At 60.8% G+C, this 12,870-nt stretch carries 10 protein-coding genes; 2 read left to right on the forward strand and 8 right to left on the reverse strand.

The genetic code is table 11. The features are described 5' to 3' along the window. Position 1: 1 nt before the first annotated feature. Entirely contained in the window at positions 2-3,493 is a 3,492-nt protein-coding gene (locus FHW69_RS05985) for a PAS domain-containing hybrid sensor histidine kinase/response regulator (protein ID WP_183422064.1), read from the reverse strand. A gap of 86 nt (positions 3,494-3,579) precedes the next feature. Here FHW69_RS05985 and FHW69_RS05990 point away from each other — a divergent pair, with 86 nt between their 5' ends. Next, positions 3,580-4,239 (forward strand): 4'-phosphopantetheinyl transferase superfamily protein, encoded by a 660-nt coding sequence (locus FHW69_RS05990; protein ID WP_183422065.1) that lies wholly within the window; start codon positions 3,580-3,582, stop codon positions 4,237-4,239. Positions 4,240-4,369: 130 nt separating this feature from the next. Continuing rightward, the gene (locus FHW69_RS05995; protein ID WP_183422066.1) at positions 4,370-5,113 is read left to right on the forward strand and encodes a pyridoxine 5'-phosphate synthase; all 744 of its coding nucleotides are present in this window, start codon (positions 4,370-4,372) and stop codon (positions 5,111-5,113) included. 63 nt (positions 5,114-5,176) lie between these two features. On the opposite strand, the gene FHW69_RS06000 is transcribed toward FHW69_RS05995, so the two are convergent. The 7 genes from FHW69_RS06000 to recF form a co-directional block, all read right to left on the reverse strand. Further along, on the reverse strand, positions 5,177-5,584 hold the full coding sequence (locus FHW69_RS06000) for a biopolymer transporter ExbD (RefSeq protein WP_183422067.1): 408 nt from the start codon (positions 5,582-5,584) through the stop codon (positions 5,177-5,179). Between the two features lie 6 nt (positions 5,585-5,590). After that, on the reverse strand, positions 5,591-6,004 hold the full coding sequence (locus tag FHW69_RS06005) for a biopolymer transporter ExbD (RefSeq protein ID WP_183422068.1): 414 nt from the start codon (positions 6,002-6,004) through the stop codon (positions 5,591-5,593). 11 nt (positions 6,005-6,015) lie between these two features. Beyond that, the gene (locus FHW69_RS06010) at positions 6,016-6,789 is read right to left on the reverse strand and encodes a MotA/TolQ/ExbB proton channel family protein (protein ID WP_183422069.1); all 774 of its coding nucleotides are present in this window, start codon (positions 6,787-6,789) and stop codon (positions 6,016-6,018) included. Between the two features lie 50 nt (positions 6,790-6,839). After that, positions 6,840-7,502 (reverse strand): energy transducer TonB, encoded by a 663-nt coding sequence (locus FHW69_RS06015; protein ID WP_183422070.1) that lies wholly within the window; start codon positions 7,500-7,502, stop codon positions 6,840-6,842. Between the two features lie 202 nt (positions 7,503-7,704). Further along, positions 7,705-9,015: a tetratricopeptide repeat protein gene (locus tag FHW69_RS06020; protein WP_255494533.1), complete on the reverse strand. Its 1,311-nt coding sequence runs from the start codon at positions 9,013-9,015 to the stop codon at positions 7,705-7,707. Positions 9,016-9,198: 183 nt separating this feature from the next. Then, on the reverse strand, positions 9,199-11,631 hold the full coding sequence (gene gyrB / locus FHW69_RS06025; RefSeq protein WP_183422071.1) for a DNA topoisomerase (ATP-hydrolyzing) subunit B: 2,433 nt from the start codon (positions 11,629-11,631) through the stop codon (positions 9,199-9,201). A gap of 70 nt (positions 11,632-11,701) precedes the next feature. Further along, the gene (gene recF, locus FHW69_RS06030) at positions 11,702-12,784 is read right to left on the reverse strand and encodes a DNA replication/repair protein RecF (protein WP_183422072.1); all 1,083 of its coding nucleotides are present in this window, start codon (positions 12,782-12,784) and stop codon (positions 11,702-11,704) included. Positions 12,785-12,870: the final 86 nt, after the last annotated feature.

The raw sequence follows: 12,870 nt of genomic DNA on the forward strand, positions 1-12,870 counted from the left end.
CTCAGGCTGCGGGGGCACCGGATCGTTTCACCAACGCGACCAGCATGGCGCGCAGTGCGGCGGGCCTGACCGGTTTGTGTAACAACGGGTAACCAAGTGCCCGCGCGCGCTGCTTCAATTCCGAGCTTCCGTCTGCTGTGACCATCGCGGCAGGTGGCATGGAGGCGACGTGTGAGGCCAGATACTGAAGTCCCTGAAGACCATCCATGCCCTCGCCAAGATGATAGTCGGCAAGGATGAGGTCGACGCTCGTTTCGTTGAGGACATGCAGCGCATCGTCGATGGTCAGTGCAACGCGGCAATCGACACCCCACCGGCCCAGTAGCGCGGCCATGCCTTCCAGGATCGACTCGTCGTTGTCCAGGCACAGTACCGTCAGTGGCAACTGTTCACCGCCGGGTCGCGCCATCGGTTGCGCACGCTTGCGCGCCACGCTGGCAGTGCGCGGAACCGTGATGCTGAAACAGCTTCCGTGCCCCACGTGAGAACGCAGGCCCAGCGAGTGACCGAGAATTCCCGCCAGTCGCTCACAGATGGACAACCCCAGACCGAGCCCTTTCTCGCCCCACGGCGAGGGACGTTCCAGTCGCTGGAACTCGCCGAAGATGCGTGCCTGCTGCTCGTCCGCGATGCCTGGACCGCTGTCCCATACTTCAATGCGAAGTTGGCCTCCGTCACGTCGGACACCGAGTAGCACGCCGCCTGATTGCGTATAGCGAAGCGCGTTGGAAATGAAGTTTTGCAGAATGCGGCGAAGCAACTGCGCGTCGGTTCGGACGGACAAGCCGCAGGCAACAACGCGAAGCGATAGACCTCGTTGTTCCGCCACTACCGCAAACTGCTGTTTCAACGAGTCGAACAAATCCGCCAGCGCGAAGGGAGAAACTTCCGGGCGATAGCTGCCGGCATCCAGTCGCGACACGTCCAGCAGTGCGTCCAGCAAATCTTCCGCGGCGCGAAACGACGCGTCGATACGCTCAGCCAGCTGCGCAGCCTCGGTATCCAGACCAGGATGCTGACGAAGCGCGGACGTAAAGAGTCGTGCGGCATTGAGCGGTTGCAGAAGATCGTGGCTCGCCGCGGCGAGAAAGCGCGTCTTCGACGCGTTGGCCGCTTCGGCTTCGCGACGGGCGAGCGCGGTGGCGGTCAGCGCTTCGGAGAGTTCGGCGGTGCGCACGTCAACACGTTGCTCAAGCGTTTCATTCGCATCGATGAGCGCCTGCTCCGCATGCTTGTACGCCGTGACGTCCGTGAACGTTGTGACGAATCCGCCACCGGGTAGCGCACGACCGCGCATTTCAATCACCGTGCCATCCGGGCGGATACGCTGGAACAGATGCGGCGAGCCAGCACGCATGTAGCCGATGCGCTTTTCCACATGCTGGTCCACTTCACCGGGACCGCATTCCCCATGCTCGGCATTCCATCGAATCAGATCAGCAACGGGAAGACCGACATACACCATGCCTTCGGGGTAGTCGAACAGTTCGAGATAGCGACGGTTCCATGCAACCAGACGCATGTCTGCATCAACCACGCTGATGCCCTGTGACACGTTTTCAAGCGTCGTGGATAGCAACTCGCGATTGAAGCGAAGCTCCTGCGATGCTTCGTCCATCAGCGCCATGGCTTCAGCAATATCGAGTCCGGTTCCCGACAGTGCGCCCATCAGCATGCGGCGCGCACTGGCTGCACCCACCGCACTTGCAAGCAGACGCTCGGTGAATTGAATGAGGGGACGATCGGCTGCATCGCTGGGAAGCAGCGTGACCGTGTTTCGCTGTTCGTACTCGGCGAACGCGCGGGCAGTGACGCGATCACCGACGATGCGCCCGGCGATGGTGCCAAGATCAAGCACCGTCACACGACCACGCCAGTCGCCCGCACCGGATGCCAGACGCACATAAGGATCCACGAACATGGCAGCGTGCAATCGTTCGGCAACGCTTGGACGAAAACGCAGCGAGATGAAGATGAGGCACGCCACGTTGAGCAGCAGTGACCAGAACGTGCCGTGCGTGACCGGGTCCCAGCCGCTCAGATGAAACAGCTCCTGCGGCTTGAGCCACGACGCCCCGAATGGTCCTTCTTCCATCCAGGTCCCAGGCAACCATCCAGAACGCGTCATGGCCGGAAGAAGCAGCGTATATGCCCAGCATGTGAAACCCGCCAGCAATCCAACATACACACCCACGCGGCTCGCACCACGCCAGTACAGCGCCGAGACAATGGCAGGTGCGAACTGCGCGACGGCTGCGAATGCGAGAAGGCCTGTGGCTGCCAGATTTTCCGCGTCCGCGATGATGCGATAGTACGCATACGCCATGGCTGCGAGCACGATGATCGCCACGCGCCGTACGCGTAGCACGATGTGCGAAACGTCGCTGCGTTGCTCAAGTTTGAGCGCGCGAATGCGCAGCAGCGCGGGCATCACCAGATCGTTGCTTATCATCGTGGACAGCGCGACAGCTGCGACGATGACCATGCCTGTTGCTGCGGAGAAGCCGCCGACAAAGGCGAGCAGTGCGACGGCGTTGTCGCCGAGTGCGAGTGGAAGATTCAGAAGCCACGCATCCGCCGCGCCATTGCGAACCGACGGGATACTCATGCCGGCACTCACAATGGGCAGCACCGCGAGCATCACCAGAAGCATGTAGGCAGGAAACAGCCAGCGCGCCTTGCGGAGATCTCGCGGGTCTTCGCACTCCACGACGCCGATCTGGAATTGCCTGGGAAGGCAGAACATTGCACAGAAGGCGAGCAGCGTCTGCGCGATGAAACCCGGCGGAAGTCCGCCGTGGTCGATCTGATTCAGGGGCTCGCGCAGCGTTTCAACCGCGCCGGGTCCTTTGACCCACGCGTATACACCGATAGCTACGAACGCGAGAAGTTTGATGAGCGATTCGAGTGCGACAGCCAGCATCATGCCGTGATGATGTTCAGTGGCGTCGATGGTGCGCGTACCAAAGAGGATCGCAAACACGGCGAGGAGGGCAGCGCACCACAACGCCGTATCGCGAAGCCACCATGACGCGTGCGTCGTACCAACATCGGCCAGCACACCGAATGACATGGCCACGGCCTTGAACTGCAACGCGATGTACGGCACCACGGCGAGCACCGCAATGATGGCAACGAGCGCGGCCAGCCCATGTGACTTGCCGAAGCGTGCTGCGATGAAGTCGGCGATGGAGGTGATGTTGCGCTGTCGGGCAACCAGGACCAGTCGTTCGATGAGTCCGAACCCGAGCACGAACAGAAGCAGCGGGCCGAGATAAATGGGCAGATACGCCAGGCCGTCACGCGCAGCCGTGCCCACCGCACCGTAGAACGTCCAGGACGAGCAATAGACGGCCAGCGCCAGGCTGTAGACGATGGGCCTCAGGTGCGGCTTGCTGGGATAAAGCGGACGGCGGTCGCCGACGTACGCGACACAGAACAGCAGTCCGACATATACAAGCGATACGAGCAGCAGTAGCCAGCCTGCAATCACATGGTGCTCCCCAGTGGTCCCCGATCCATTCTAGTGCGTCAACGGACGTCTTGCCGGACGAGGCCTCACCCCTCACCATCCCATCCATGGACGCATCGTCGCTTTCGCTTGCCGCTGCCTCGCTGGGCACGGACGTACACATCTGGCAGGTTCCATGGAACGGCGTTTCAGCCGAGGCGTTGTTTCGTCCCTGGCTCGCGGCCTATGCATCTGTCGATGCGTCCTCGCTTTCCGTCGTACGCGGACCGCACGGCAAGCCCTGGCTGGAAGCCCCGTTCGATGATCTGTCCTTCAGCTGGTCGCATAGCGGTGACCAGGCATTACTCGCGGTGGGGCGGGGCGAACCAGGGTTTCAGCTGGGCGTGGACATCGAGCGGGTGCGTGCGCGACCCCGCGTGCTGGCACTGGCCGAGCGATTCTTTTCAGCGGACGAATTCGTCCTGCTTTCCGCGCGCGATGAACCGGAGCGACTCGACGGTTTTCTTGCTTTGTGGACTGCCAAGGAAGCGGTTCTGAAGGCAAACGGCGGCGGTCTTTCCTATGGCCTTCATCGTGCATCGTTTCGCATGGAAGGCGGCGTCGCTGCTCCCGAACAATTCGACGGCGAAATTGCGCCGGCCGATGCATGGTGCGTGCGCTCGCTGGAAGTGGGGCGCGGATTTGTTGCATCGGTGGCCTGGCGCGGCGTTGCGCGAACCGTGCGCTTCATGAACGGCGAGCCTGCCGTCTTCACAACTGCGCCTTGAACCTTTTCTTCGCGAACTGTGTCTGATTTCTGTAAGCCGTGGAAGTTCGCTACAGGGACGTAGCGCGTTATGCTGGGACGACAGTCATTGCGCACGCCGCTTTCGGCGTGCGCTTTTTTTCAGGCGTCCTATGACCGTTCTCAGCGTTAATCTGAACAAGATCGCCGTCCTGCGTAATTCGCGTGGCGGACACGAACCCGATATCGCCACGGCTGCCAATACCTGCATTGATGCAGGGTGCGGCGGTCTCACCGTGCATCCGCGACCAGACATGCGCCATGTGCGCCCGGATGACGTACGTACGCTGGCCGGCCTGCTGCGCGGGCGGGTGGAATACAACATCGAGGGCAACCCGTTCGCACCCGCACGCGGCGCATATCCGGGCCTGATCGAACTCGCCCGTGAAGTGCGTCCCACGCAGGTCACGCTGGTACCCGATGGCGATGGCCAGCTCACGTCAGACCACGGCTTTGACCTCACTACCGACCTGCCGAAGCTGACGCCCATCGTGGCGGCGTTTCGCGAGATGGGTTGCCGTGTCAGCGTCTTCGTGGATGCGGGCGGACAGGGGTTTGAAGAAGCGGTAGCCATCGGCATCCAGCGCATCGAGCTTTACACCGGCCCGTATGCCGAGGCTTTTGCGAAAGGAGACGCCCGGTCCGAACTGGCATCGTTCGCTGAAACGGCGCAACGCGCGCAGCGGGCTGGCCTGGCGGTCAATGCCGGGCATGATCTCAGTCAGGCCAACCTCGGCACGTTCAAGTCTGCGATTCCTGGACTGGCCGAAGTGTCCATCGGGCACGCGCTCATCAGCGAGGCGTTGTATCAGGGCATGGCCAACACGGTCCGAGCGTATCTGGGCATCCTGGCCTGAGAACAAGAAAAACCCCGCGAAAGCGGGGTTTTTGCTTGGAACCGGAGGGACGGACCAGAAAGATCAGTTCGAATTGACGAAACTGATCTTGGTCAGGCGCTGACCCTTGGCATCGGAAAGAACCCGTGCCACGACTTCGTACTGTACCGCGTCGTCAGCATCAATCTGCAGTTCCGGCTGGTTCGTCAGGCGGCCGACGTCTGCGATCTGGACCTTGAGGCCCAGCTCGTCAACCGGCGTACCGTTCCAGTAAAGCGAACCATCCTGACGGATCTGAAGGTGAATGGGGTCGGGCGGATTATCGGGGTTCTGAACGTTCGGATTCGGCTGCGGCAGATCAATCTTGATCTTATGCGACAGCATCGGAGCCGTGATCATGAAGATGATCAGGAGAACCAGCATCACGTCGACAAGCGGCGTGACGTTGATTTCCGACATCGGACCACCGGAATTACCTGAACTAAATGCCATGGTGTGTCACTCCTTGCCGGTGGTGAGGAAGCCGACATGAACCATGCCTGCTTCCTTGGCATCGCCAAGAACCTTGCGCACGACCTTATATTCGGTCGTGCGATCGGCGCGGATCTGCAGCTCAGGCTGCGGCGACAACTGGGCCTTGCTCAAGAATTGACTCTTGAGCTCAGCTTCCGTGACCTCAGCGTCGTTCAGGAAGTACGTGCCGTCCGGCTTGATCGCGAGATCCATCGGTTCGACCGGGGTGTCATCCGGAATGTTCGGATTAGCCTTCGGCAGATCGATCTGGATCCGGTGGGACATCAGGGGAGCCGTGATCATGAAGATGATCAGCAGAACCAGCATCACGTCGACGAGCGGCGTGACGTTGATTTCCGACATCGGACCGCCGCTGTTGCCCCCGCTACTCATAGCCATGGGTCAGTTCCTCACTTCTTGACGGTGACGACCGGCGTACCGGTGCCTTCGACGCGGGCACCCGTGGCGAAGAAGTCGTGCAGGTCATGCGCGAATTCGTCGAACTGGGCGTACGTCAGGCGGTTGGAGCGCATGAAGAAGTTGTAGGCAAGAACGGCCGGGATAGCGGTGAACAGACCGAACGCGGTCATGATCAGAGCTTCACCGACGGGGCCGGCAACCTTGTCCATGGAGGCGCTGCCGCTGGCTGCGATACCGATAAGAGCGTGGTAAATACCCCACACCGTACCGAGCAGACCGATGAACGGAGCGGACGAGCCGACCGTTGCAAGCAGGGTCAGACCACCTTCAAGGCGCAGGCTCTCACGAGCAACTGCCTGACGCAGGGCGCGGTCGATGAATTCCGAACGCGACAGGGTCTCGGCCAGACGGCCGCCAGCAGCCTGCTGGTGATGGGCCACTGCCGAAGCAGCGTCGAGCGCGATCTTCGAGAACGGTTCGCCCTTGGGCTGTTCTTCAAGAACGCGGATCGCTTCCTGGGTGGAGCTCGTGCTCCAGAAGCCCTGGATCACCTTGTCAGCGCGAGCGCGGACAAAGCTGTTGCGGATGAAGTTGGCAACGATGAAGTACCACGAGAGTACCGACATGATGACCAGCACGACGAAGACGATCCAACCCAGCGGGTCGAAGTTGTGAATCAGATGGTCGAAACCCATCTGCTTCAGCGCGTCAGCGTTGGAGTTGAGGCCTGGTGCAGCAGGCTGAGCGGAGGTGTCTTGCAACATAACGCTACCCTTGGGAAGTCAAGCGTGAAAAATTAACTGTAATGAGGAAGTTACAGCTGATTTAGGTTGAATGTAACGGGGACACGCGCATAGCCTTCGACCGCCTGGCCGCCACGCTTACCCGGGTTGAATCGCCAATTCCTTGCGGCATCTTCTGCAGCGCGATCCAACTCACGGAAACCGCTGGACTGATCCACCTTAATGTCTTTCGGCGAACCGTCAACACCAACGAGGACCAGAAGTATCACCGTACCCTCGTGTCGCTGGCGAACCGCCTGCGGCGGATACTTTGGCGGGTTACGTTGACGGTACGACAGATTTTCACTCGGCGCGATATCAGCCGGCGGAGCAGGCGGCGCGGGAGGCGCCGGCGGCGGAGCCGGAATCGCGGCGGTCGAGGGCTCATCGACGGCCGGCGGCGGCGGAGCCGGCGGCGGAGGTGTCGGTGGTGGCTTGACCTGTTGAATGATTTTCGGAGGCGGCGCCTTCGGAGGTTCCGGCGGCGGCGGCGGCGGGGGGGGAGGCGGCGGCGGCGGCTCGATAAAGTCCACCTGCACGATTTTCTCCTTCTCCTTTTCCTGCGACTTCGGCGGCGCCATGGGCGCAGCCAGCAGCAGGAAGGCGAACGAGTGCAGTGCGATGGCTACTGCCAACGCGCTGGTACGCCCCCAACTAAACGGCGCTTGGCCGGTTGATTCGTTACTTGAGGCCATCAGTCACTATCAAGAGCTAATCAAGCGGAAGTGAAGCCCGCACTGCTGGCCAGCAACTGCAGCCTGGATAAGCTGAAATCGCGGGTTTCTGCAAGCGGAAAGAGATGCAAGGTACACCAGCATTTGGTGTTTGTATAGCGACCTGAAGGGCAGATTTACGAAGTAATCAAACCCGCACTTCAGGCACTTTACAACCACTTAATTACTTGCCGGCGCCTGCGTTTTTCAGCCAGGCATTCGCCTTGGCTGCGGTTTCCGGATCCTGCGCTGCCTTATTCATGGCGGCGATTGCACCCGGCTTGTTCTTCAAACCACGCTCGGCTTCCGCGAGGACCATATAGGCTTTGCCTTTATGCGCCACGCCCTTGCTGATGGCATCGTTGGCAGACTTTCTGGCGTCTGCGAACTTGTTCTCCGTGAGCTGCAATTGCGCCACACGAATAGCGGTTTCGCCGTCCTGAGCCAGGGGCAATGCCTTCTGGTAAGCGGCAATAGCCTTGGAGTTGTTGCCCGCTGTGAGCGCGGCATCACCCTGAAGCTTGTAGACGTCGGCAGACGGCTTGACGATGCCCTTGGCCAGACCATCTTCGAGCACCGCAAAGGACGTGTCGGCATTCGAGGTCTGACGTTCGGTATGGTCCTGTCCGTCAACGAGATAGATCTTGGCGAGATTGACGTACTGCTTCTCGTCCTTGAATGCACCCGCAGCGCGGCCCTTCTCAAGAAGAGCAATCGCTTCCGGATACTTCTGAGCCTGCAGAAGCGTCGACGCAGCGTTGTTCAGCGCGGTCGGGTCGTTCGGATTCTTTGCAAGAGCTTCGGTGGCGAGATCCGCGGCCTTGTCGCCCTGGCCGTCTTCCGAGTAGCTGGCAGCGAGGATCTGGTTCCAGCCGTCGATCGAGGTCGGCTTGGCGTCCGGCATCGACTTCGCCTTGGTGATGGCGGCAATCGCGTCCTTGTACTTCTCCAGACGGTAGTCGATGTTGCCTTCCAGACCGTAGGAGTCAGCCGTTTCCTTCTTGCCCTCTGCACGCCAGGACTGCAGCGTGGCCAGAGCCGGTGCGTATTCTTCGTCAGCCACGTAGAACTGCGCGAGCATGTACTTCAACTGGAAGTACGTGTCGTTCGGCATTACGCCGAGATCGAGGGACTGCTTGAGCGTCGCGATGGCGCCCTTAACGTCGCCGTCGTTGTACTTCATGTTGGCGATGCCCTGCAGGGCCAGCGCCTGAGCGTACTTGCTCTTGGTGCTGCTGCCGTCAGCAATCGGCTGGAGCAGAGCGAGGGCCTTGTCCTTCTCGCCGTTGTTGGCAGCGTCGAGGCCTTCGTTGAGGGCCTTCTGGTCTTTCTCGCTGGTCAGGTCGAGCTTGGGTTCCTGGCGCGTTGCATTCGGATACAGCGCTTCCTTCTTGTCCTTGGAAGCGTTGCTGTCCTTGGCCACAGCTACGCCGCTGGCCAACGACAGAGCGAGCGCAATCGCGGCCGCCATATTGATGAAGGAACCCTGTTTCATTGACTGACCTCTGGTTAGGAGTCGACGCACACATCTGTGCTCCGGGGGACTACAGAGGTTAACCTGAATTCATTCCTAAGAACAAGTCGCAGTGCGACAGAAAAGAATAGTCAAAACAATGACTTGTTAAGAGAGTATTGACGGGGGTCCGCGGGCGGGCCTTTTTTCCGCCCGCGGATGCCCTTAAATATCCAGATTTGCCACTTTCAGAGCATTCGCTTCAATGAAATCGCGACGCGGTTCGACCGCCTCGCCCATCAGCATTGAGAACATCTGGTCGGCTGCCACGGCGTCCTCGACACCCACCTGGAGCATGCGGCGCGTCTCCGGATTGACGGTGGTTTCCCACAGCTGCTCCGGATTCATTTCACCCAGACCCTTGAAGCGCTGAATCGTGCGGCCCTTCTTCGCCTCGTCCAGAAGCCAGGTGCGGACTTCGGCGAAGCTGAGCACGCCACGCGAACCATTGCCCCGGCGGACCACCGCACCCGGCTCGAGCTTCAGCTGATGCAGCTGCTGCGAGATCGAGAGGATGGGCTTGTATTCCACGCCCGAGAAGAACGCGTGCGGGAGAATCCAGGTGTGGCTCAGGCCGTGCTGGTTACGCTCCAGCTCGATAGCCGCCGAAGAGTCGCCAATAGCCGGGCGCATGCGCAGCTTGTACGTCGGCTTGCCCAGACCGCTGGCACTCAGGCGCTTCTCAACGCCGGCCAGCCAGGCTTCCATGGCTGAGGCGTCAGTCCACAGCGACTCGTCCATCGGCGTGTGCTCGATGAGCGAGGTGAGCATTGCCGGGTCAAAGCGGTGGTTCAGGCGAGTGATCTGGTCGAGCGCCGTCTGATAGTCATGCAGCAGCTTTTCCAGGACTTCACCGCTGATGCCGGCGGCGCCCTCTTCCGGCATCAGCGAGGCGTTGTCCACCGCGCTGGAGATGAGGTAATCATTGAGGACGCTGTCGTCCTTGATGTACATCTCCTGCTTGCCCTGCTTCACCTTGTACAGCGGCGGAAGGCCGATGTAGACATGGCCACGCTCGATGAGCTCGGGCATCTGACGGTAGAAGAACGTGAGCAGCAGCGTGCGGATGTGGGAGCCGTCCACGTCAGCATCGGTCATGATGATGATGCGGTGGTAGCGCAGCTTGTCCGGGTTGTATTCGTCCTTGCCGATGCCCGTGCCAAGCGCGGTGATCAGCGTGCCGACTTCGGCCGACGAAATCATCTTGTCGAAGCGGGCCTTCTCCACGTTGAGAATTTTGCCCTTCAACGGAAGCACGGCCTGGGTCCGGCGATTGCGGCCCTGCTTTGCCGAACCACCTGCCGAATCACCCTCGACCAGGAACAGTTCGGACAGCGCCGGGTCTTTCTCCTGGCAGTCAGCAAGCTTGCCCGGCAGGCCGGCGATGTCCAGCGCACCTTTACGGCGCGTCATTTCGCGGGCCTTGCGCGCAGCTTCACGGGCGCGGGCAGCGTCCACCACCTTGGAAGCGATGGCCTTGCTCTCGGACGGATGCTCAAGCAGGAATTCGGCGAACTTGTCGTTCACTACCTGCTCAACGACCGTCTTCACTTCACTGGAGACCAGTTTGTCTTTGGTCTGCGAGGAGAACTTCGGATCAGGCACCTTCACCGAGAGCACGGCAATCATGCCTTCGCGCATGTCATCGCCAGACAGCGCCACCTTGGCGTTGCGGGCGAGGCCTTCCCTTTCGATGTAATTCTGCAGCGTGCGCGTCAGAGCGGCGCGGAAGCCCGTCAGATGAGTGCCACCGTCGCGCTGGGGAATGTTGTTCGTGAAGCAGAACATCGTTTCCTGATACGCGTCGGTCCACTGCATCGCCACTTCGACCGTGATGCCATCGGATTCCGAGCTGAAAGAGATCACGCTGGGATGCAGCGCGGTCTTCAGCTGGGAAAGATGCTGCACGAACGAGCGGATGCCGCCCTCGTAAGCGAAAACGTCCTTGCGATCGTTGCGCTCGTCGATCAGCTCGATGGACACGCCCGAATTGAGGAACGCCAGCTCGCGCAGGCGCTTTGCAAGGATGTCGTAGTGGAATTCGATGTTGTTGGTAAACGTGGCCTGGCTGGGCAGGAAACGCACCATGGTGCCGCGACGGCCCGTGTCACCCGATACGGCGATGGGATGCAGGGGTTCGCCGTGGGCGTATTCCTGACGATATTCCTTGCCGTCGCGCCAGATGGTCAGCCACAGCTTCGCACTGAGCGCGTTGACCACGGAAACGCCGACGCCGTGCAAGCCGCCCGACACTTTGTAGGAGTTTGCGTCGAACTTGCCGCCGGCGTGGAGCACGGTCATGACAACTTCGGCGGTGGAACGCCCTTCTTCCGGGTGAGTGTCGACAGGAATGCCGCGGCCGTTATCGGCAACGCTGGCAGAGCCATCCTGGTGGATGGTGACCGTGACGTAGTCGCAAAAGCCTGCCAGGGCTTCGTCGATGGCGTTATCTACCACCTCGAAAACCATGTGATGCAGGCCAGTACCGTCATCGGTGTCGCCAATGTACATACCCGGGCGCTTGCGAACGGCTTCCAGGCCCTTCAGCACCTTGATGTTGCTTGAGTCGTACGAGTTCGGATCGAGAGGTTCGTTCATGCGATGCCCGATGGTGGCGCCAAACAGCGGTCCCGGCACGGCGCGATAAGGCGTCGGGACAGTCGGTCGATTATAGCAGGCCCGCTATGCGACCTTGTTCCACGTGGAACACAGTCTTCGGGGCGTTGAGAAAGGCGTGAGGGATTTCGGTACCCGTCACGAGGACCTGGATGTCGCGGTCGAGAAGTTGGCTGACTACCCACTCTTGATGGGTACGGTCGAGCTCAGATGCAAGGTCGTCAAGGCAGACCACAGGCCACTCCCCGCGGGCCTCGGCATGCTGGGAGGCCTGCCCCAGCAGGCAGGCAAGCGCACAGAGCTTCTCCTGCCCTCTGGAGAGGTGTTCCCGCAAAGGCGCGTGCTCGAAAGACACGACAAAGTCGGACCGGTGCGGTCCGATGGTCGTATGCCCTCGCCCGGCATCTCGTTGGCGGCGATCAACCAACATCTCCGCCAGATCGACGTCATCATCCCAGCCGCGCTTGTAGCGGATGGTCATCACGCCCAGCTCGGGCAACGTCGTTTCCGCGAGTTGCTGGATGTGGGGAGTAAGCGCGGCAACGTACGCCTTCCGCTGGACGTCGATAATTTCGCCCGATTGGGCAAGTTCCACTTCCCACGGACCGAAGAGAGCGTCCGTCAAGGCCGCGCCGGATCGAAGCAACGCATTTCGTTGCTTCAAGGCTCGCTGGTAGCGCCGCCACGCCAGCAAGAAAGAATGTTCCACGTGGAACAGACCCCAATCGAGGAATCGTCGGCGTTCTTCGGACGGTCCGGCAATCAAGGCGTGCGAGCCAGGCTCAAAACACACCACGGCACAGGCTTGCACCAACGCGCCGAGGCTCGCGGCGTTCTCACCATCCACCCTCGCCTGCCAACGGCCGCTCTCCCGGCCAAGCCCCAGGCGATGCACACCATTATCGGCGCGTCTGAGTTCCGCGAACACGGATAACGACGACGCGCCGCGCTGGAGAAGTACATCCCGGGAGCCACTGCGAAACGACCGGCCATGTGAGAGCAAATAGGCCGCCTCCAGCACGCTGGTTTTTCCAGCGCCGTTCGGACCGGTGAACACGTTAATGCCAGGGGCAAGCGACAGCGCCACGTCGTCGAGACAACGCAAACCCGCAATTCGCAGCGATTCGAACTTCATGGACCCGTGTTACCCCGTAAAACGCAAAGACGCCGGGGTGTCGAAGACAACCCCGGCGTCGAGAGCCGAACTATGAGTTTACGACG

Origin of the sequence: Luteibacter sp. Sphag1AF (assembly GCF_014192715.1) — a bacterium.
Taxonomy (GTDB): Bacteria; Pseudomonadota; Gammaproteobacteria; order Xanthomonadales; family Rhodanobacteraceae; genus Luteibacter.